17 protein-coding genes are annotated in these 20,030 nt (G+C 66.5%); 4 read left to right on the top strand and 13 right to left on the bottom strand.

Translation table 11 applies throughout. The features are described 5' to 3' along the window. Positions 1-71: 71 nt before the first annotated feature. A complete protein-coding gene (locus tag I4484_RS16345) occupies positions 72-2,036 on the top strand; it encodes a tripartite tricarboxylate transporter permease (protein WP_197448290.1) in 1,965 nt (654 codons plus the stop codon). Between the two features lie 43 nt (positions 2,037-2,079). Here the strand turns inward: I4484_RS16345 and I4484_RS16350 are convergent, their stop codons facing one another. From I4484_RS16350 to uraH, 3 genes are all read right to left on the bottom strand, one after another. Then, positions 2,080-2,823 carry a GntR family transcriptional regulator gene (locus tag I4484_RS16350; protein ID WP_197448291.1) on the bottom strand — a complete coding sequence of 248 codons (744 nt, stop codon included), beginning with the start codon at positions 2,821-2,823 and terminating at the stop codon, positions 2,080-2,082. A gap of 123 nt (positions 2,824-2,946) precedes the next feature. Further along, complete coding sequence (locus I4484_RS16355) at positions 2,947-4,146, bottom strand: urate hydroxylase PuuD (protein ID WP_197448292.1); 1,200 nt, start codon at positions 4,144-4,146, stop codon at positions 2,947-2,949. Between the two features lie 227 nt (positions 4,147-4,373). Further along, entirely contained in the window at positions 4,374-4,727 is a 354-nt protein-coding gene (uraH, locus tag I4484_RS16360; protein ID WP_197448293.1) for a hydroxyisourate hydrolase, read from the bottom strand. Positions 4,728-4,861: 134 nt separating this feature from the next. Here uraH and uraD point away from each other — a divergent pair, with 134 nt between their 5' ends. Beyond that, a complete protein-coding gene (gene uraD, locus I4484_RS16365) occupies positions 4,862-5,389 on the top strand; it encodes a 2-oxo-4-hydroxy-4-carboxy-5-ureidoimidazoline decarboxylase (protein ID WP_197448294.1) in 528 nt (175 codons plus the stop codon). Positions 5,390-5,459: 70 nt separating this feature from the next. Here the strand turns inward: uraD and I4484_RS16370 are convergent, their stop codons facing one another. Further along, a complete protein-coding gene (locus I4484_RS16370) occupies positions 5,460-6,917 on the bottom strand; it encodes a uracil-xanthine permease family protein (protein ID WP_197448295.1) in 1,458 nt (485 codons plus the stop codon). Positions 6,918-7,234: 317 nt separating this feature from the next. Here I4484_RS16370 and I4484_RS16375 point away from each other — a divergent pair, with 317 nt between their 5' ends. After that, the gene (locus I4484_RS16375) at positions 7,235-7,846 is read left to right on the top strand and encodes a phosphoribosyltransferase (RefSeq protein WP_197448296.1); all 612 of its coding nucleotides are present in this window, start codon (positions 7,235-7,237) and stop codon (positions 7,844-7,846) included. A 98-nt stretch (positions 7,847-7,944) separates the two neighbouring features. Here the strand turns inward: I4484_RS16375 and I4484_RS16380 are convergent, their stop codons facing one another. Together I4484_RS16380 and I4484_RS16385 are read right to left on the bottom strand one after the other, a co-directional pair. Beyond that, positions 7,945-8,298 carry a phasin family protein gene (locus tag I4484_RS16380; RefSeq protein ID WP_197448297.1) on the bottom strand — a complete coding sequence of 118 codons (354 nt, stop codon included), beginning with the start codon at positions 8,296-8,298 and terminating at the stop codon, positions 7,945-7,947. A 124-nt stretch (positions 8,299-8,422) separates the two neighbouring features. Continuing rightward, positions 8,423-9,130, bottom strand: a complete 708-nt coding sequence (locus tag I4484_RS16385) for a glutathione S-transferase N-terminal domain-containing protein (RefSeq protein WP_197448298.1) — start codon at positions 9,128-9,130, stop codon at positions 8,423-8,425. Between the two features lie 346 nt (positions 9,131-9,476). On the opposite strand from I4484_RS16385, the gene I4484_RS16390 reads away from it, so the two are divergent. After that, complete coding sequence (locus tag I4484_RS16390; protein ID WP_197448299.1) at positions 9,477-11,180, top strand: L-lactate permease; 1,704 nt, start codon at positions 9,477-9,479, stop codon at positions 11,178-11,180. A gap of 67 nt (positions 11,181-11,247) precedes the next feature. On the opposite strand, the gene I4484_RS16395 is transcribed toward I4484_RS16390, so the two are convergent. The 7 genes from I4484_RS16395 to I4484_RS16425 form a co-directional block, all read right to left on the bottom strand. Next, on the bottom strand, positions 11,248-11,772 hold the full coding sequence (locus I4484_RS16395) for a gamma carbonic anhydrase family protein (protein ID WP_197448300.1): 525 nt from the start codon (positions 11,770-11,772) through the stop codon (positions 11,248-11,250). A 73-nt stretch (positions 11,773-11,845) separates the two neighbouring features. After that, the gene (locus tag I4484_RS16400; RefSeq protein ID WP_197448301.1) at positions 11,846-14,842 is read right to left on the bottom strand and encodes an FAD-binding and (Fe-S)-binding domain-containing protein; all 2,997 of its coding nucleotides are present in this window, start codon (positions 14,840-14,842) and stop codon (positions 11,846-11,848) included. A 35-nt stretch (positions 14,843-14,877) separates the two neighbouring features. Next, complete coding sequence (locus tag I4484_RS16405; protein ID WP_197448302.1) at positions 14,878-16,086, bottom strand: alanine--glyoxylate aminotransferase family protein; 1,209 nt, start codon at positions 16,084-16,086, stop codon at positions 14,878-14,880. Between the two features lie 67 nt (positions 16,087-16,153). Further along, the gene (locus I4484_RS16410) at positions 16,154-17,341 is read right to left on the bottom strand and encodes a CaiB/BaiF CoA-transferase family protein (protein ID WP_197448303.1); all 1,188 of its coding nucleotides are present in this window, start codon (positions 17,339-17,341) and stop codon (positions 16,154-16,156) included. 48 nt (positions 17,342-17,389) lie between these two features. Next, a complete protein-coding gene (locus I4484_RS16415) occupies positions 17,390-18,172 on the bottom strand; it encodes an enoyl-CoA hydratase (RefSeq protein ID WP_197448304.1) in 783 nt (260 codons plus the stop codon). A gap of 28 nt (positions 18,173-18,200) precedes the next feature. Beyond that, positions 18,201-19,481, bottom strand: coding sequence for a TRAP transporter large permease (locus I4484_RS16420; protein WP_197448305.1), 1,281 nt, complete (start codon positions 19,479-19,481; stop codon positions 18,201-18,203). After that, complete coding sequence (locus tag I4484_RS16425) at positions 19,478-19,996, bottom strand: TRAP transporter small permease (protein WP_197448306.1); 519 nt, start codon at positions 19,994-19,996, stop codon at positions 19,478-19,480. Before I4484_RS16425 ends, I4484_RS16420 begins: the two co-directional genes overlap by 4 nt. Positions 19,997-20,030 lie beyond the last annotated feature (34 nt).

Genomic DNA, 20,030 nt, shown 5'->3' on the forward strand with positions numbered 1-20,030 from the left:
CTCATTGCCGAAGCGGCCAGCCGTCCTGCCGGGGCTGGCCGCGTTCGATGCGCCAGTCAAGGAACCACAACGTGTTCGAGAATATCGTTTCGGCCCTGGATCTGCTGTTCCAGCCCGTCCGGCTGCTGGCGCTTTTCGTCGGCATGCTGGCCGGCATGATCTTCGGCATGTTACCGGGGCTGGGTGGGGTCGCCGCCGTGTCGATCCTGCTCCCGTTCATCTACCTGATGGATGGCTACGCCGGCCTGGCTATGCTGCTCGGCGCCATCTCGGTGATCTATACCGCCGACACCATTACCTCGGTGCTGCTCGGCGCGCCGGGCTCACCGGCGTCGGCGCCGACCGCTATCGAAGGTCATGCGCTGGCGAAACAGGGCAAGGCGTCTCTGGCGCTCGGCGTCGGTTTCCTCGCGTCGATGGTCGGCGGACTGTTCGGCGCCCTGATTCTCTCCGTCGCGATTCCCGTCGCCGGGCCGCTGCTGGCGCTGGGCACGCCGGAGCTGTTCATGTTCGCCCTGGTGGGGCTCTGCTTTGCCGCCAGCATGGTCGGCAAGGATCTCGCCGTGGGCCTCGCCGCCGCCTGCTTCGGCATCCTGCTGGGCGTGGTCGGTGCCGCGCCAGCCGCTGCCAACTATCGCTTCATCTTCGGCCAGTCCTACCTGATGGATGGCCTGTCGCTGCCGATCGTGGCGCTCGGGCTGTTCGCCGTGGCCGAGCTGATCGGCATGGTCGCCGCGGGCGGCGGCATTGCCGGTAAGCCGACGCCCCTGGGCAAGTGGAGCGACAGCTTTTGCGAGTTCTGGCGCCACCGCTGGCTGGTCTGCCGTGCCTCGGTGATCGGCATTTTCGGCGGCTTCGTGCCTGCGGTGGGTGCCAGCGCCTCCACTTGGATCGCGTACGGCCACGCCCTGAGTTCCACCAAGGACAAGCGCAACTTCGGCAAGGGCGAGATCCGCGGCGTGGCCAGCGCCGAAGGGGCCAACAACGCCACGATCATCTCCGACCTGGTGCCTACGATGCTGTTCAGCGTACCGGGCGGGCCCGCCGCCGCCATCTTCCTCGGCGCGCTGTTCTCGTTCGGCTTCTATCCCGGCCCACGCATGGTCAGCGAGTCGCCGGACCTGATGTACATGATCGTATGGAGCGTGGCGCTGGCCTCGGTGCTGGGGGCCGCCATCTGCTTCGCCGTGACGCCCTACATCGCCCGGCTGACCCGGGTGAACTTCGCGCTGATCGCCGCCCCGCTGCTGTTGATCATGGTCGCCGGCGCCTATCAGGGTACCCGGACCTTCGGCGACATCCTCGCCTTGCTGGCACTCGGCATCCTCGGCTGGCTGATGAAGAATGCCGGCGTCCCACGCGCCCCAGTGCTGGTCGGCTTCGTGCTGGCCACGCCCATGGAGCAGTACTTCTGGCTGACCACCCAGATCCACGGCTTCACCTGGCTGACACGCCCCGGGGTGCTGATCATCGCCTCGCTGATTGTGATTCCGTTGGTGTTGAACGTGGTGCGCCGGCTGCGCCAGCGGTGGAGCGCCGGCCACGACGAACCGCAGCCTCAAACCGCAGCGGATGGCGGCGAGATCGCGAGCCATGACAGCAGCGTCGTCCTGGTCATGGTGTTGCTGATGGTTGCGGTCTTCGGCTATGCACTGGTGGAGATGCTCGGCTTTCGACCCAATGCGCGGCTGATGCCGAGCCTGGGGATCGTGCCGGGCCTGCTGCTCAGCCTCTACCTGCTGGGACGCCAACTGGTCCGGATGCGTCGCCAGGGAGCAGTGGCGAACCTCGCCAGCCGCAAAGAGCTACCCGTGCTTGGCGGCATTCTGCTGTACGGCATCGCCATGTGGCTGATCGGGTTCAATCTGGCCACGCCGTTGCTGCTGGCCTGGCTGCTCATCGGCTGTGCCAGGATGCGCTGGAACTCCGCCCTGCTCTATGGGCTTGCGGTCTATGCCGTCGCTCAAGGCATGTTCGCCATGATGCGCTCCACGCCGCCCCAGGGTGTGCTACAGAACCTGCCCATGCCGTGGTGATCGGATGCGATACGCCGCGCCATGAGCGGCATCGAATATCTCCTCAAGCACCGAAGATACGCTGCAGGTCCGGCGTCTCTTCTTCTTCCTCGACGATCGAGAGCGAGGCTTCGATGGCCTTGAGGTGCCGACTCATGAAGGCGGTGGCCCGCTCGCCATTCTTGGCTTCGAGAAAGCCGATCAGGTCGTCGTGGTCGTGGGACTCGCAGCCCAGATGCCCCGAACTGCCGTAAACTGCCAGGATCAGCGATGAGCGCGAGCAGAGCTGGCCGACGAAAGCGGCCAGGGTGGCGTTGCCGGAGAGCTGGGCGAGGCGTTCGTGGAAGGCGGCGGAGAGCTTGATCGCGCGGCTCTGCTCGCCCGACTTGAGCGCCTCGCGCTCGCGCCGGGCCATGTCGCGCAGCTCACGCACGTCCTCGGGCTTGATGCGGCGGGCCACCTCGGGCATCAGGCCGCACTCCACCATCTGGCGGGCATCAAAGACATCCTTGGCCTCGTCGGCGGTAGGCCGCGTGACGCTGGCCCCACGCCTCGGCGTCAGGGTCACGAGCTGCTCCAGAGCCAGGCGCTGCAGGATCTTGCGCACGCCGGTGCGGCTGATGCCGAACACCTCGGCCAGGGCATCCTCGCGCAGACGCGCACCGGGGCGCAGACGGTGCTCGATGATGGCATCGCTGATCGTGCGGTAGATCGCCTCGTGGCGCTCCGCCCCATCACCGTTCTTGCCCAGGCGCCGGGGCTTCCCCTCGCCCGCCTCGCCATCGGCCAGGCGCTGCCGCTGGTTCATGTTCCTCCCTCCTGGTCTGAGCCCTTCTGCCATTGTATACATAGTCATCCAACTATCGAACCCGCCAGGACGCATACGGCCCGCCATCCGGCGGGCCGTATGCGGGTGCTGCCGCCTGCCTTCTCACTCCGACCAGGCGGCGATCGCGTCGCGCTCCTCGTCGGTCATACCGGTCATGTTGCCAAGCGGCATGTACCTGCTGACCACCACTTCGCGGATCTTGGCGCGGTGGCCTTCGATCTGTGCCGTGGTGTCGTAGACCACGCCGGCCGGCGCCGAGCCGAAGCCCTCTTGGGTCGGGCTGGCCGAATGACAGGCCACACAGCGCGACTCGATGATGGCCTCGACCTCGGCCAGGCTGGGACCCTCGCCCTCGACGCCCGGCGAGGCCCCCGTTCCCGGCATGCCGGCCCAGAAGGCCACGGCGATCAGCGCCACGCCGACGGCCGGATAGGCGGGCTGGATCGTGCCCGCGTGCATCAGCACGAAGAACTGGCGGATCAGCGCACCGGCGAAGATGAACAGCGCCATCAGCACCCAGGCGTATTCGTGGTTGTAGACGAAGGAGTAGTGGTTGCTGATCATCAGCAGCACCACCGGCAGGGTGAAGTAGGTGTTGTGAACCGAGCGCTGCTTGCCGCGCTTGCCGTCCAGCGGATTGGGCGCCTCGCCCGCCTTCATGGCCTTCACCATGCGCCGCTGACCGGGAATGATCCAGAAGAAGACGTTGGCCGACATGGCGGTGGCCATCACGGCACCGGTCAGCAGGAAGGCGGCGCGCCCCGAGAATAGCTGCACGCTGAGATAGGCCACCACCACCATCATCACCGCCACGGCCAGGCTAAGGACCCCGTCGCGGTCCATGTTGGGGCTGATGCGCTTGCACAGCTCGTTGTAGACCACCCAGCCGCCGAGCAGGAACGCCAGCGCCAGCAGGTTGGCCTGCCAGCCGCTCAGGTTGGCGGCCCAGCTCCAGTCGCTGTCGGGGTTGACCAGATAGAAGCTCGGGTTGGCCATGTACAGCAGCACGAACAGGGCGAAGCCGGACAGCCAGGTGGTGTAGGCCTTCCAGAACGACCAGTGCAGGTCCTCGGGCAGCTTGGCGGGGGCCGTGGCGTACTTCTGGTTGTGGTAGAAACCGCCGCCATGCACGGCCCACATCTCGCCGAACACACCCTTGTCGCGATCCTCGGCCGCCTTGGGCTTGCGCAGGCCGTTGTCCAGCATGACGAAGTAGATCGATTCGCCGATCCAGGCGATCGCCGCGATGACGTGCAGCCAGCGCAGCATGAAATTGACGAATTCCAGCAGGTAAGCTTGCATCAGGTTGTCTCAGCTTAGTTGTTGTTGACGCCGCATGGCGGAGCGCAGCCAGTTTTCAAATCAAGCGCCAGGGAAGCGTTGATCAATTTTGCGAGCGGGATGAAGCACAAGGCGCACGGCGCGCAGAAACCGGAGCCTATGGGGTATAGGTGAGGATTCCGACGGTCCGACGCTTCGGCACCGCGCAACGCAGTGATTCGCCCGCGCAGCCATTGATCAGCGTTTCCCTAGCTGCCGCGGTAGGTGGAGTACCCATACGGCGACACCAGCAGCGGCACGTGGTAGTGCTGCGAGGCGTCGGCCACGCCGAAGCGCAGCGGGATGACGTCGAGAAAGCGCGGCTCGCTCGCCGAGACCCCCTGCCGGCGCAGGTAGTCGCCGGCATGGAAGACCAGCTCGTACTCGCCGACGCTGAAGTCGTCGCCCTCGAGGATGGGCGCATCGCAGCGACCGTCGTCGTTGGTGGTCGCCGTTTTCAGCAGCGAGCGGCTCTCGCCCTCCAGGCGATAGACGTCGATGCGGATGCCTTCGCCGGGGCGCCCCTGGGCGGTATCCAGCACGTGGGTGGTCAGTCGTCCCATTTCGTTACTCCCTTTGTCGGCCATATGAAGACAGTTTTAGCGCTTTCGTTGGTACATTTCAAAGATTTTTTGTATACACTTTATCATGGCACGCCACGAGCAATACCCTTGCAGCTCTGACCAAGGAGAACAGGATGAACGACAAGACACTGGCGCCGCGCCCCAGCACGCTCGACCGCGAGGAGTTCGTGACCCGCTTCGGTGACATCTACGAGCACTCCCCCTGGGTCGCGGCGCTGACCTGGGAGCGCGGCCTGCAGCCGGCGCAGGACACCCCCGCCGGCCTCGCCGAGGCCATGGGCCAGACGCTGCGCAGCGCCACGCCGGAGCGCCAGCTCGAGGTGATTCGCGCCCACCCGGACCTGGCCGGCAAGGCCGCCATCGCCGGGGAGCTGACCGACGACTCCACGCGTGAGCAGGCTGGCGCCGGGCTCGATCAGTGCACCCCTGAGGAGATGGCTCGCTTCGAGCGCCTCAATGCGGCTTACAAGGACAAGTTCGGCTTTCCCTTCGTCATGGCTGTGAAGGGCAGTGACCGCCACGCCATCCTCGCCGCCTTCGAGACCCGGCTGGAGAATTCGCCGGAGGAGGAGCGCCGCACCGCCATCGAACAGATCAACCGCATCGCCCGCTTCCGCCTGGAAGCCCGCGTCGAGGAGTGACCCGGCCCGGCCTCTCTCCTCACGGCCCGATGCCGCGCCCGGGGGCACCCCCGGGTCGCGGCCTCATTCCCTAACCGCCCCTGGCCCCGTCGGGCGTCGCCTCGTCGTCCAGCCGCGAGCGCCCGGGCCGGGAGACTTCCCCCGCCTCCTGGCGTCCCACGCCGGCCGCCTCGCCTGCGTCGTCGCACGCCATGGCCTCACGCTCGCGTGCCTCGTCGGCCAGGGTGGTGTTGGGCAGCACCAGATTGAGGGTGAAGGCGGTGATGGCGGCCACCACGATGGGCGCCCCGCCGATGACGTTCTGCAGCCACTCGGGGAAGCGTTCGATGGCCGCGGGCACCTCGGCGATGCCCAGGCTGAGCGCCAGGGCCAGCCCCACGATGGTCATGTTGCGGGCGGAGAGCTCGTCCTTGATCAGCAGCTTGATGCCGGTCATGGTGATCATGCCGAACACGGTGATGGTGGCCCCGCCGAGCACCGGATAGGGAATGGTGGTCATCAGCGCGCCGAACTTGGGGCTGAGGCCGGCCAACAGCATGAAGCCGCCGGCCAGCGCCAGCACGAAGCGGCTGATCACCCGGGTCATGGCGACGATACCGACGTTCTGGCTGAACGTGGAGGTGGGCAGGGCGCCGAAGAAGGCGCTCGCCGTCGTGGTCAGGCCGTTGCCCAGCAGGCCGCCGGTCAGCTCGCGGGTCCTGAGTTCGCGATTCATGCCGCCCACGGTGGTCGCCGAGAGGTCGCCGATGGTCTGCACCGAGTTGATCACGCAGATCACCACCATGGCGACGATCGCCGAGGCATGGAACTCCATGGCGAAGGGCATGAATGTCGGCACCGCCACCCAGTCGGCCTCGGCCACCGACGCGAAGCTGACCATGCCCAGCGCCAGCGACAGCCCGTAGCCGACGAGAATGCCGACGATGATCGCCGAGAGCTTGACGACCCCCTTGCCGAACTGCGAGGCGGCGAGCACCGTGGCGAGCGTCACCAGACCCACGCCCCAGTTCAGCGGCGCACCGAAGTCGGCAGCGTCGACGTTGCCGCTGCCCGCCATGTAGCGCACCGCGATATCGTAGAGCGACAGGCCGATGACCAGCACCACCGTGCCGGCGACCACCGGGGGGAAGAGATGGCGGACGTACTGAATGAAGTACCCCACCACCATCATGGTGACGCCGCCGATGAGCTGTGCCCCCAGGATCCCTCCGATGCCGAACTGGCCGCCGACGGCGATCAGCGTCGGCACGTAGGCGAAGCCGACGCCGAAGATGGCCGGCAAGCGGGCGCCGAACTTCCAGACACCGTACAGATGGAACAGGGTGCAGACCCCCGAGGCCAGCACCGCGATCTGTATCAGCAAGAGCTTTTCCTGCGGTGTGGCGCCTACCACTCCCGCGATGATGATGGGGGGCGTGATGACACCGGCGATCATCGCCAGCACGTGCTGCAGCGACAGGGGCAAGGCCGTTGTCAGCGAAGGCCGGCCATGGAAGTCGAAAATCGAAGTGCTCTGAATCTTTCGCATGGATCCATCCAGTCGTTGTTGTGTTTCTGTATACGGAAAGCCAGTACCGTGACTTGTTCGAATTTGCGGCCAGAAGCTTTCCAATACACGCCGAGTTAACCGCGCCCGCTGCGACTCGCACTTCCTGTCCAATCGGTCAAAAAATGTATTCCAAATCGCACACCAATGGGCGACAGTACATCAATTTATTGTATACAGAAATTATTTCCACCTCTTTCTCGCTCTTCTCCTGATCCAGCCGCCTGGCACCGCCCTCTCCCGAGAACGGGCCAGCTACACTGGGAGGAAAATCGGCAGCGGAGGTAAAGGAGAGCGACATGTTTCGTGATCGACTGGACGCGGCAGAGCTACTTGCCGAGCGCTTGGCACACCTGAAGGGTTCCAATCCGCTGGTGCTCGCCATTCCTCGTGGTGGGGTACCCATGGGGCGCTACCTGGCCGATGCCCTCGAGGGGGAGCTCGACGTCGTGCTGGTGCGCAAGATACGCGCCCCCGGGAACCCCGAATTCGCCATCGGTGCCATCAGTGAGGACGGCACCATGAAGCTCGATGCGGCGGCGTCCCATTTCACGCCTGAGGCGGTGGAGCGTGAGGCGGAACAGCAGCGCAAGCTGCTCGCCGAGCGACGCCAGCGTTATAGCCCGGTTCGCCCGCCGATTCCGCCCGAGGGGCGTGTGGTGGTGGTCGTCGACGACGGCAGTGCCACCGGCGCGACCATGGAGGCTGCGCTGAAGACCCTGCACGGCCGTGCCGCACGGCTTGTCGCGGCACTGGGGGTGGCCTCCCCCAGTGCCGTCGCCCGGCTGGAGGCGATCGCCGATGAGGTGGTCTGCCTGGACGTGCCGCCACGCTTCATGGCGGTGGGCCAGTTCTACGCCGATTTCGGCCAGGTCGAGGAGGAGGAGGTGTTGGAACTGCTTGGCGAATGAGGCCACCCACTGGCGGCGGAACTCTTTTCATGGCGCCATAAGGAAGGCCGCCGTCCCAGCGGGGCGGCGGCCTTCTTCGTCAACGGCAGTGCGGCGACTTACTTGGCCGCGGCGCTGGCCGCCTTGACGTTCTGCTCGGTCAGTTGCTGACCCTTCTGCAGAAACTCCTGGCTCAGGTCGACCACCTTCTTGGTGTCGCCCTGCAGGCGCTCGCCCAGCTCCTTGACGGCTTTCTGCTGGGTCTCGAGTACCTGCTTGAGGCCCTCGGAGTCCTTGACGTCAACCCAGGCACGGGCCTGTGCCAGGCTCAGGTCGGAGTAGCTACGGAAAGCGTCCAGCTGCGCCGACAGCAGCTTCTCGTAGTATTCCAGGGTCAGCGAGCCATAGGCGCGCGCCGGGGCGAAGAACAGGGATTCGAACTGCTGGGTCGCCTTGTCTTGGGTCTTGCTCATGAGACACCTCCTACGTTGCGTTGCCAAGGCAGGATCGCGCCTTGTTGCAATGCAACATAGCAGCTCTTTTTGTGCAATGCAACATTCTTTCGCGCCCCACATCGGCTCCCCCGCGGCCGCCCGTTCAGCGATAGGCGCCCTCGATGTCGGTGACCCGCATGGCCTTGCGTCCCAGGCCGTCGTGGAGATCGAGCATACGCTCGATCCAGCCGTAGACGGGATCGGCATTCGACACCAGGTCGGCAGTCGACACCACCCGCGCCCACATGAAGGCGCCGAACACCAGGTAGTCGGCCGCGGCAGGCGCCGCGCCGTCGAGGAAGTCGCTGCCTTCCAGCTGGCCGCGCAACGGTGCCAGCGCGGCATCCAGTTGGGCCAGCCCCTTGGCCGGCGAATGGAACTCCTCGAGGGAACGGCCGAAACGCTTCTCGCGGCTGGTGCGGAAGTAGTCGCGGTCCCTGGGATCGATGGCGTTGAGCAGATCCATGATGATGGTTCTCATCATCGCCGGCTGTAGCGCCCGTTCGGCGTAATGCTTGAAGAAGCGCGCCCGGGCCTCGGCCATGCCATCGCCCAGCAGGGGCGCCTCGGGGTAGGTACGGTCAAGGTAGCGCAGGATCTCGTAGCTGTCGGTGACCGTCTCGTCACCATCGACCAGGACCGGCACCTTGTCGTGATCGGCGAATGCCAGGGCCTGCTTGTCGGTGAAATACCAAGGGCGCGTCTGGGCCTCGAGCCCCTTGTGAGCGAGTGCATAGCGAACACGCCAGCAGTAGGGGGAAAAGCGCAGATCTTCGTCGATACCGCAGAGGTCAAAGAGAACCCTGGCCATGGACGTCTCCTGGAACGTGGTGTGGTCCCCGGATAGTGCCAGCCTTCTCGGCAGCTTGCCAACTGCGCCGACCACGGCCGAGCCGAGGCCTTGAGCCTGTCCATTAGTCTAATAACGAACGGCCTCGTGGCGCATGATCGAACGCCACGCAGCCAGGCAATAGCTTGTTTTTCTTTCATAAAAGAGTAATGTCGCGGTCTTGCCGCTCCGCCAGATATTGGTAAGACCAATGATCCAAGGATGGCAACTTTCCAGCGCTCTTCGTATCGTTGCGTGCCTGGCCGGCAAAGGCAGGGGGTGCCCTTCGCCTTCAGGAGTCCAACAAGGAGAAATCCGAGGAAACGTCATGACGGATACAACCCTAGCACTACTCGCCTTTACGCCATTGATACTGGCCGGCGTGCTGTTGATCGGCTTTCGCATGGCGGCCAGAACGGCCATGCCCATCGTCTTCGTGGTCACCGCCCTGATCGGGCTGTTCGCCTGGGAGATGAGCTTCAACCGGGTACTGGCCTCAACGTTCCAGGGTCTGATCCTGACCGTCTCGATCCTGTGGATCATCTTCGGCGCCATCCTGCTGCTCAATACGCTGAAGCATTCCGGCGGCATCGCGGCGATCCGCAACGGCTTCTCGGGCATCAGCCCCGACCGCCGCGTACAGGCGCTGATCGTAGCGTGGCTGTTCGGCTGCTTCATCGAGGGCGCCTCGGGTTTCGGCACCCCCGCCGCGGTGGCGGCCCCGCTGATGGTGGCGCTGGGCTTCCCGGCCTTGTCCGCGGTGGTCGTCGGCATGATGATCCAATCCACCCCGGTCTCCTTCGGCGCGGTCGGCACCCCGATCGTGGTCGGCGTGTCCGGGGGCGTCAACATGAACGCCATCACCGAGCAGCTCGAAGCGGGCGGCTTCACCTGGCTCGAGTACTTCCGCCTGATCGCCGCGGAAGTCGCCATCGTGCACGCCATCGTCGGCATCCTGATGCCGTTGATCATGGTAGTCATCATGGTGCGCTTCTTCGGCGCCAACCGCTCCTGGAAGGAGGGGCTCTCGATCACCCCGTTCGCCCTCTTCACCGGGGTGGCCTTCGTGGTGCCGTATGCCCTGGCGGGCGTACTGCTGGGGCCGGAGTTCCCCTCGATGATCGGCGCCATGGTGGGGCTCGCCATCGTCGTGCCGGCGGCACGCCGCGGCTTCCTGCTGCCCAAGGATACCTGGGACTTCCCCGAGCGCGACGCCTGGCCGGCCGGCTGGATCGGCAAGATCGAGATCAAGATCGACGACATCGCCGGCAAGACGCCGCTCTCCACCTGGATGGGCTGGCTGCCCTACGTGCTGCTGGCGCTGTTCCTGGTGGCCTCGCGCGTCGTCGATCCGCTGCGTGAGGCGCTCAACGCCTGGACCTTCGGCTGGAGCAACATCCTCGGCGAGGCCGGCGTGTCCGGCAGCATCGCCCCGCTCTACCTGCCCGGCGGCATCCTGCTGATGGTGGTGCTGGTCACTGCGGTGCTGCATCGCATGCGCCTCGGGGAACTCAAGGCCGCCTTCGGCGAATCCTCGCGCACCCTGCTCGGCGCCGGTTTCGTGCTGATCTTCACCATCCCCATGGTACGCATCCTGATCAACTCGGGCGTCAACGCCGCCGACCTGGTGTCCATGCCGGTCGCCATGGCCCAGTTCGTGGCCGATAGCGTGGGTAGCGTCTATCCCTTCTTCGCCCCCGCCGTGGGCGGCCTGGGCGCCTTCATCGCCGGGTCCAACACGGTCTCCAACCTGATGCTGGCCGAGTTCCAGTTCAACGTCGCCCAGCAGCTCGGCCTCTCCACCGCCTTCATGGTGGCGCTGCAGGCCGTGGGGGCCGCCGCGGGTAACATGATCGCCATCCACAACGTGGTGGCGGCCTCGGCCACCGTCGGCCTGCTCGGACGCGAGGGCGAGACGATCCGCAAGACCATCCTGCCGACGATCTACTACCTGGTGTTCGCCGGCGCGATCGGCTTGATCGCCTTCTACGTCCTCGGGGTATCGGACCCGCTGCTGCAAGTCGGCGGCTGAGCCACCCCACCACAGGCGAAGCCTCCCCGCCCCTGCGGCGGGGAGGCTTCGTTCGTTTCTGGCCTCCTCAGTCGATACGCTTGAGCTCGCGGGTGTGGCGTGCACCGCGCTCGACATAGCCGGCCGCGTTTCGCGCCAGCCCGGCAATCGCCTCGGGCGAGAGCTCTCGTACCACCCGCGCCGGCGCCCCGACGATCAGTGAATTATCTGGGAAGTTCTCGCCCTCCTTGACCACCGCTCCGGCGGCCACGAGGCTATTTTTGCCGATGACGGCGCCGTTGAGGAGCACCGCCTGGATGCCGATCAGGCTGCCGTCGCCGACGGTACAGCCGTGCAGCATGGCCTGGTGCCCCACGGTCACGTCGCTGCCGACCGTCAGCGGATAGCCCGGATCGGCGTGCAGCACCGCGCCGTCCTGGATGTTGCTGCGCTCGCCGATCTCGAGTCGGTCGGTGTCGCCGCGCAGCACCGCCTGGTACCAGACGCTGGCCTGCCGCTTGAGGGTGACCTGGCCGATCACATCGGCCGTCTCGGCCACGTAGACGTCCGCCTCGATCTGCGGACGATGTTCGCCGTACTGGTAGATCGCCATTGCGTCTCCTCCTGAGCCTTGCCTTCCCCGGGGTCGACGCCTGCAGCGCCCGGGCCCTGTCCTCGGCCATGCCTCACGCCAGCGCCTGGTCCAGCAGCAGCGCCACGTGCACCGCCCTGCGGCCACTGCCGTCGTGGATCTGATGGCGGCAGCTGGTGCCATCGGCCACGATCACGGTATCCTCGCCCGCCGCGCGCACGGCGGGCAACAGGCTGAGCTCGGCCATCTGCATCGAAGTCCCGTAATGCTCGGCCTCGTAGCCGAAACTACCGGCCATGCCGCAGCACGAGGAGTCGATGGTCTCGACCGCGAGCCCGGGGATCCATGACAGCACCGTCTCCACGGGGCGCAGCGCGTCGAAGGCCTTCTGATGGCAGTGGCCGTGCAACAGGGCCCGCGCATGACCGACCGGCTTCAGCGCAAGGGGTAACTCGCCGGCTGCCCGCGCCCTGACCAGGAACTCCTCGAACAGCAGGGCCGACTCGGCCAGCCCTCGTGCCGCCTCCCCGAAGCCGTATTGCAGGAACTCGTCGCGCATGCTCAGCAGGCACGACGGCTCGAGCCCGACGATCGGCACGCCGCGCTCGACGTAGGGCAGCAGGTGGTCGAGGGCGCGCCGCGCCTCGGCCCTGGCCTTGTCGAACTGGCCGGAGGAGAGGTAGGTGCGCCCGCAGCACAGCGGGCGTTCGCCCGGCGTGACGTTGAGGTGCACGCGATAACCGGCCGCCTCGAGCACCCGCTTGGCGGCGCGGGCGATGTCGTTCTCCATGTAGTTGTTGAAGGTGTCGACGAACAGCACCACCTCGCGGCTCCCCTGCGCCGATGGCGCATGCGCTTCGGCCAGGAAGTTGCCACGGAACCTGGGGAAGTCCCGCTGCTCGGCCAAGCCCAGCGCCCGCTTGACCCGCCGCGAGACGACAGGCAGCCGCTGGATCGCGCCCAACAGGCCCGACAGCCGGCTCGCCCAGGGGGCATAGCGCGGCAGCTCGCCGACCAGGCGATCGCGCAGCGCAAGCCCCCTGGCCCGGACCCGGGCCGCGCGCGCCTCGATCTTGAACTTGGCCATGTCGACACCGGTCGGGCAGTCGCGCCGGCAGCCCTTGCACGACACGCACAGATCCAGCGCCTCCTTGACCGCGTCGCCTGCCAGGCCCTCGTCACCGAGCTGCCCCGAGAGCACCAGGCGCAGGGTATTGGCGCGTCCGCGAGTGAGATGCTGTTCCGCCCTGGTGACGCGATAGCTCGGGCACATGGTGCCGGCGTCGAACTTGCGGCAATGGCCGTTGTTGTTGCACATCTCCACCGCCATCGCCAGGCCATGAGTGAGGTCGTCGCCGCTGCCGGGTGCGCTCAGCTCACCGCTCCGCGGGTCCCGCCTGACGTTCCACGCCGACCAGTCGAAGGCCGGCGTCAGCGGAATGCGCTGGTAGTGGCGCGGAAAGCGGAAGTAGCGCTCGTCGTCCATTCTCGGCGTATCGACGATCTTGCCCGGGTTGAGGCGGTTGTTGGGATCGAACAGCCGCTTCACCTCCTTGAAGGCGTCATTGACGGCGCTGCCGAACTGCCAGGCCACCCATTCGCCACGACACAGCCCGTCGCCGTGCTCCCCCGAGTAGGCCCCCTTGTACACGCGCACCAGGGCCGAGGCCTGCTCGGCGATCTCGCGCATCTTCTCGGCACCGCCGCGGCGCATGTCGAGGATCGGCCGCACATGTAGCGTGCCGACACTGGCATGGGCGTACCAGGTGCCCTCGGTGCCATGCCGATGGAACACCTCGGTCAGCTTGTCGGTGTACTCGGCCAGGTGCTCGAGCGGCACCGCGCAGTCCTCGATGAAGGAGACCGGCTTGGCGTCACCCTTCATGCTCATCATGATGTTGAGCCCGGCCTTGCGCACATTCCACAGCGCCTTCTGCTCGGCCGGCTCGGGCATGTCGACCACGCTCCCCGGCAGGCCCAGGTCGGCCATCAGTTCGTTGAGGCGTGCCAGCGATGCCAGCAGCGCCTCGCGCTCCTGCCCGGCGAACTCCACCAGCAGCACCGCCTGGGGCCGACCGATCAGGGCCTTCTCTATCACCGGACGAAACGCGGGGTTCTCCAGCGACAGCTCGATCATGGTGCGGTCGACCAGCTCCACCGCGGTGGGGTCGAGGGTCACGATGTGCTGGGTGACGTCCATCGCCTGGTAGAAGGTGGGAAAGTTCACCACGCCGAGGACCTTGTGCTCGGGCAGCGGCGACAGCCTGAGCGTCAACCGCTGCGTGACCGCCAGGGTTCCTTCCGAGCCCACCAGCAGATGCGCCAGGTTGGGCCGCGCGTCGGGGTCGTAGGGCATCGGATTCTGGCAGTCGAACAGGTCGAGGTTGTAGCCGCCTACCCGCCGCAGCACCCGGGGAAAGTGCCCGCGGATCTCCTCGGCCACACCGTCGGCGACGGCACGAACCCGGTCGGCCAGTTCCCGCACGCGGCCCGTGTCCGACAGCCTGTCGACGAAACCGAAGTGGCCTTCACTTCCGTCGGCGAGGATCGCATCCAGCCCCAGCACGTTGTGCACCATGTTGCCGTAGCGGATCGAGCGCGAACCGCAGGAGTTGTTGCCGGCCATGCCGCCCAGGGTGCACTGGGCGCTGGTCGAGACATCGACCGGATACCACAGCCCGTGGGGCTTGAGCCAGGCGTTGAGGTGATCGAGCACGATGCCCGGCTCGACCACCACGGTGCGCGCCTCGGGGTCGAACTCGACGATCCGGTTGAGCCAGCGGGAGGCGTCGAGGATCACCGCCTCGCCCACCGTCTGGCCGCACTGGCTGGTGCCGGCGCCCCGCGCCAGCACCGGCACGCGGGCATCGCGGGCGATATCGAGCGCGCGCCTCAGGTCGTGCTGGTCGCGTGGGACCACCACACCGATCGGCATCGCCTGGTAGATCGAGGCATCCGTCGAGTAGCGGCCCCGCGAGGCGTGGTCGAACAGCACCTCGCCCTGCACCTCGCGCGCCAGCCGCGCGGCCAGTTCGCTGACCGGCTGGACCCGGGCATCCCGAGACCGGGCGTTCTCGTTCAGGGACGTCATGCTGCCCTCCTGGTCGTGCTGGTAAAAGCCGCCGCTCAGCGGATGGCGTCGAGCGGGTGGTGGGCGAAGTAGTCGAGTGCGGCACCCACGCCGCTGCCCGCCAGCGGCACACCGGCGAGTTTCATGCCCGCCTCGCAGCCGCCCAGGGTGGCGATCAGGGTCAGGTCGTTGCAGTCGCCCAGGTGGCCGATGCGGAACATCTTGCCCTTGGCCTTGCCCAGGCCGGTGCCCAACGACAGGTCGAAGCGCTCGTAGATGAGCTTGCGCACCGCGTCGGCATCGACACCTTCGGGCATCACCACGCCGGTCAGCACCGGCGAATAGACGGCAGGATCCTGGCACTGGATCTCCAGGCCCCAGGCCGCCACCGCCTGGCGCACGCCGGCGGCCCAGCGCTGGTGGCGCGCCAGCACCTGGTCGAGCCCCTCCTCCAGCAGCATGTCGAGCGACTCGTTGAGCCCGTAGAGCAGGTTGGTGCTGGGGGTATAGGGCCAGTAGCCGTTCTGGTTGGCCTCGAGGATCTCGTCCCAGGCCCAGAAGCTCTTCGGCATGCGGTTGTGGTGGCTCGCCTCGATAGCCCGCTCGGAGACGGCGTTGAAGCTGATCCCCGGGGGCAGCATCAGGCCCTTCTGGGAGCCGGAGATGGTCACGTCGACCCCCCACTCGTCGTGGCGATAGTCGGCGCTGGCCAGGCCCGAGATGGTATCGACCAGCAGCAGCGCCGGGTGCCCGGCGGCATCGATGGCGCGGCGCACTGCGGCGATGTCGCTGGTCACTCCAGTGGAGGTCTCGTTGTGGACCACGCAGACCGCCTTGATCTCGTGCACCGGGTCCTCCCTCAGGCGCGCCTCGATCATGTCGGCCCGCACCCCGTGGCGCCACCCCTCGTAGCCGGGCAGGCCGATGAACTCGGGGTCGAGCTGCAGGCGTCGTGCCATCGTGTGCCACAGGGTGGCGAAGTGGCCGGTCTCGAACATCAGTACCCGGTCGCCCGGCGACAGGGTGTTGGCGAGCGCCGCCTCCCAGGCGCCGGTACCGGAGGCCGGGTAGATGATCACGGGACCCTCGGTCTTGAAGACCTGCTTGAGCTTGGCCAGCAGCGTGAGCCCCAGGGCACCGAACTCCGGGCCGCGGTGATCGATGGTCGGCAGGCTCATGGCGCGCAGGATGCGGTCCGGCACCGGTGAGGGGCCGGGGATCTGCAGGAAGTGGCGGCCGGAAGGATGAAAATCGAGATTCAACATGCGACTACCTCCGAGAGGGTTTTGCATTTTTGATAATGAATTCATTTACTGACAACAAAGCAGCGCCCTACTTGATGCAGCCCTCTTCCCGCAGTGTCTCGCGCTGCTCCGCGGAGAGGCCCAGCTGCGCCAGGACCTCGTCGGTGTGCTGGCCGAACAGCGGCGCCGGGCTCCGGATCTGCGACGGGGTGCGCGAGAACTTGCTGGGAAAACCGAGGGTCTTCATCCTGCCGATGACGGGATGTTCCATCTCCTGCACCATGCCCCGGGCCAGGTAGTGCTCGTCCTGCATGGCCTGGGCGAAGTCGTTGATCGGCCCGGCCGGGACCCCGGCCTTGTCGCACAGGGCCAGCCAGTGGTTCATGTCCCGTTCGACCAGGATCTCCTCCACCACCACCTCGAGCTCCTCGACGTGCTGGCCGCGGTCATGGTTGGTCAGGAAACGCGGATCGCTCATCAGGTCCTCGCGCTGGAGCACGTCACGGCAGAAGCGCTCCCAGGTTCGCTGATTGGCGCAGCCCAGCATGATGTAGCCGTCGCCGGTCTTGACCGCCTGGTAGGGCGCCGACACCCGATGCCGCCAGCCGGTGGGCCCTGGGACCCTGCCCTCGGCGAAGTAGGCCGCCGCCTCCCAGGTGAACCAGGGCAGCCCGCATTCGGTGATGGCGATGTCGATGTGCTGCCCCTCGCCGGTGCCGCTGCGGTGGATGTAGGCCGCCAGGATCGAGTAGACGGCCGTGATCCCCGCCCCGATGTCGTAGACCGCGATGCCGGTCTTCAGCGGGCGTCGCCCCGGCTCCCCGGTCATCGACATCAGGCCGGTCATGCCCTGGGCCACCAGGTCGAAACCGCCGCGATGGCTGTAGGGGCCGGTCTGCCCGTAGCCCGAGATCGAGCAGTAGATGATGGCGGGGTTGATCGCCTTGATGGTGTCGTAGTCGATGGCAAGCGACCGTGTCACCCCGGTGCGATAGTTCTCGACGATGACATCGGCGTCCTTGGCCAGGCGGTAGAAGATCTCCCGGGCCCGCTCATCCTTGAGGTTGAGCGAGATGCTCTTCTTGTTGCGGTTGATCTGCGAGAAACAGGTCGACTCGTCGTTGACGTAGGGGCCCATCTGGCGGCTGTCGTCGCCGCCGTTGAGCTTCTCGACCTTGATCACCTCCGCGCCCATGTCGGCCAGCACCATGGTGCAGTAGGGCCCGGCCATGATCTGCGAGACGTCGAGTACCTTGAGTCCTTCCAGGGGAAGCATGGGCTTCACCTCGCTTGTGTGGTTGGCGTGGCGGCCGCGACCACCGGGTCAGCGGCCGGTCCATTCGAAGGGTGTCTTGTGCAGAAAGCTTTCCACCGCCGCCTTGAAGTCGCCGCTCGTGTAGCAGGCGGCGACCCAGTCGTCGCCGGCATCGGCGGCGGCCCGGCGCTCGGCCAGTACCCGCCCGACCAGCGCCTTGCTGGCCTGCACGGTGAGCGGTGCGCGCCGGCCGAAGGCGGCGGCGATGGCGGTCACCTCGTCGACGATCGCTTCCGCGGCGAAGACGCCGTTGACCAGCCCCGCCTGCCGCGCCTCCTCGGCATCGAACAGCTTGGCCATCATCAGCGCCTCCTTGGTGCAGGCGACACCGATCATCTCCACCATCCGCGCGACGTTGGTCATCGACAGGGTGTTGCCCAGCGTCCTGGCGATGGGCACGCCGAACTTCATCGACGGCGTGCAGTAGCGGAAGTCACAGACCAGTGCCAGGGCCGCCCCGCCGCCCACGCAGGCACCCTCGATCAGGGCGATGGTGGGCTTGGGCAGGCGTTCCAGCTTGCCCACCACCCGGTCGATCCGCCGCTCATAGTCGATGGCGTCCTCCGCGGCTTCGAAGTGGGCGAACTGGGAGATGTCGGTGCCGGCGACGAAGGCCTCGCCGCCGACGCCGTGCAGCACCACCGCCTGGACCTCGTCGTCCTCGGCCAGGCGGTCGCAGCACGCCTCGAGCGCGTCGTACATCTCCCAGGTCATGGCGTTGCGACTCTCGGGCCGGTTGAAGCCGATCCAGGCGAGGCGGTCCTCGCGTCGGAAGATCAGGGCGTCAGCCATCGGCAGCCTCCTCTCAGTGTCGTCGGGGTCAGCGGTAGAACAGCTCCACCAGGCCCATCGGGAAGAGCGGCACGTAAGTCACCAGCATCAACAGGATGAACAGCAGGATGACGAACGGCACGTTGGCCTTCGACACCTCCCAGATGTCGGCCTTGGCCACCGAGCAGGCCGTCATCAGCACGCTGGCCACCGGCGGTGTCTGCTGGCCGATCGCCAGGTTGAGGGTGACGATCATGCCGAAGTGGACGGGGTCGATGCCGACCATCATCACCAGCGGCATGACGATGGGCACGGTGAGGATGATTGCCGCCGCCGAGTGCAGGATCATGCCGATCAGCAGCAAAAAGAGGTTCAGCAGCGCGAGGACCATGTACTTGTTGGCAGTGAAGTCGCTGATCATCATCGCCAGCATCTGCGGCAGCTGGGCGCGGGTGAGGAAGTCCCCGAGCAGCGCCGAGCTCGCCACCAGCAGCATGACCACGGCGGTCTGCACGCCACCCTCGACCATCGCCGCGCGCAGCTTCGCCCAGCGCAGCTCGCCGTAGCGGAAGCTGATCAGCAGCGCCGCCAGCACCGCCAGGGCCGCCCCTTCGGTGGCGGTCATGAAGCCGCCGAAGATCCCGCCGAGAATGACCAGCGGCAGCACGAAGGCGAGCCCCGCCGCCTTGAAGGTGGTCCACACCCGCTTCAGTTGGAAGGTATGCTCCACCGGCCAGTTGTAGCGGACCGCGAAATACCAGGCGAGCGCCATCATCAAGACCCCGCCGACGAGGCCCGGTACGATGCCGGCGACGAACAGCTGGACCACCGAGGTATCGGCCATGGCGGCATACAGGATCATCGGGATGGAGGGCGGGATGATGATCGCCAGCGAGGCCGACGAGGAGGTAATGGCGGCGGCGAACGGCGCCGGGTAGCCCTTGCGCTTCATCTCCGGCATCAGGATGGAGCCGAGGGCGGCCACGTCGGCCACGGCGGAGCCGGAGATCTCGGCGAAGAACAGCGAGGTGCCGACGTTGACCATGGCCAGCCCGCCGCGGATGAAGCCCAGCAGCGCGGAGGCGAAGTCGATCAGGCGGCGCGAGATACCCCCGGTGTTCATGATGGCGCCGGCCAGGATGAACAGCGGAATGGCGATCAACGGGAACTTGGTCGAGCCCTCGAACATCACCAGCGGGAAACCGAGCAGGCCGTTCGGCCCCTGCAGGACCAGTATCGCGACGATGGAGACCGCTCCCAGCGCCACCGCAATGGGGATGTTGATGAAGATCATGGCCAGCCCGGCCAGCAGGATCAGTGTCGTCGTCATTGCAGCTCCTCCACGATGTCCTGCTCCGAGGGCGGCCGCTTGCCGTCCCAGGCCTCACGCAGGATGGCCGGGAGGTTGAGCAGCTCGGCGACGACGTACAGCCCCGCGCCGATGGGGATGGTCGACTGGGTCACGGCCGTGGGAATCGGTACGCTGACCAGGGTCGAGCCGCCGAGTACCTGGATGACGTAGACGCCGTAGTAGGCGAGCAGCACGAAGAAGGCGATGATGATGGTCTCACCGATCGCCACCAGGGTCACGCGCACGGCACGGGGGCGGGAGTAGACGAACCCCGGCACGCTGATATGGGCGCGCTTGAGTGAGGCGAGAGCGGCGCCATAGTAGGTCACCCAGGCCAGCATCACAGCGGCGACCTCGTCGTACCAGCTCAGGGAATTGCCGGTATAGCGGAAGGAGACACCGAGCAGCACGATCACCGTGAGAGCCACCACCAGGAGCATGGTGACGACCTCGAGCAGCCACTCGAAACCCGCTCGCAGTTTCGCAAGGGACATGCCATCGACTCCATCGAGCATGGGAAGGACCGCC

The sequence above is a fragment of the Halomonas sp. SS10-MC5 genome, from assembly GCF_015992245.1.
Taxonomy (GTDB): Bacteria; Pseudomonadota; Gammaproteobacteria; order Pseudomonadales; family Halomonadaceae; genus Halomonas; species Halomonas sulfidoxydans.

Bases quoted from the DNA above. Each gene is read 5' to 3' on its own strand.
- I4484_RS16350 (WP_197448291.1), bottom strand. From the start codon at position 2,823: ATGAACCAGCGGCAGCGCCTGGCCGATGGCGAGGCGGGCGAGGGGAAG.
- I4484_RS16355 (WP_197448292.1), bottom strand. From the start codon at position 4,146: ATGCAAGCTTACCTGCTGGAATTCGTCAATTTCATGCTGCGCTGGCTG.
- uraH (WP_197448293.1), bottom strand. From the start codon at position 4,727: ATGGGACGACTGACCACCCACGTGCTGGATACCGCCCAGGGGCGCCCC.
- uraD (WP_197448294.1), top strand. From the start codon at position 4,862: ATGAACGACAAGACACTGGCGCCGCGCCCCAGCACGCTCGACCGCGAG.
- I4484_RS16370 (WP_197448295.1), bottom strand. From the start codon at position 6,917: ATGCGAAAGATTCAGAGCACTTCGATTTTCGACTTCCATGGCCGGCCT.
- I4484_RS16375 (WP_197448296.1), top strand. From the start codon at position 7,235: ATGTTTCGTGATCGACTGGACGCGGCAGAGCTACTTGCCGAGCGCTTG.
- I4484_RS16380 (WP_197448297.1), bottom strand. From the start codon at position 8,298: ATGAGCAAGACCCAAGACAAGGCGACCCAGCAGTTCGAATCCCTGTTC.
- I4484_RS16385 (WP_197448298.1), bottom strand. From the start codon at position 9,130: ATGGCCAGGGTTCTCTTTGACCTCTGCGGTATCGACGAAGATCTGCGC.
- I4484_RS16390 (WP_197448299.1), top strand. From the start codon at position 9,477: ATGACGGATACAACCCTAGCACTACTCGCCTTTACGCCATTGATACTG.
- I4484_RS16395 (WP_197448300.1), bottom strand. From the start codon at position 11,772: ATGGCGATCTACCAGTACGGCGAACATCGTCCGCAGATCGAGGCGGAC.
- I4484_RS16400 (WP_197448301.1), bottom strand. From the start codon at position 14,842: ATGACGTCCCTGAACGAGAACGCCCGGTCTCGGGATGCCCGGGTCCAG.
- I4484_RS16405 (WP_197448302.1), bottom strand. From the start codon at position 16,086: ATGTTGAATCTCGATTTTCATCCTTCCGGCCGCCACTTCCTGCAGATC.
- I4484_RS16410 (WP_197448303.1), bottom strand. From the start codon at position 17,341: ATGCTTCCCCTGGAAGGACTCAAGGTACTCGACGTCTCGCAGATCATG.
- I4484_RS16415 (WP_197448304.1), bottom strand. From the start codon at position 18,172: ATGGCTGACGCCCTGATCTTCCGACGCGAGGACCGCCTCGCCTGGATC.
- I4484_RS16420 (WP_197448305.1), bottom strand. From the start codon at position 19,481: ATGACGACGACACTGATCCTGCTGGCCGGGCTGGCCATGATCTTCATC.
- I4484_RS16425 (WP_197448306.1), bottom strand. From the start codon at position 19,996: ATGTCCCTTGCGAAACTGCGAGCGGGTTTCGAGTGGCTGCTCGAGGTC.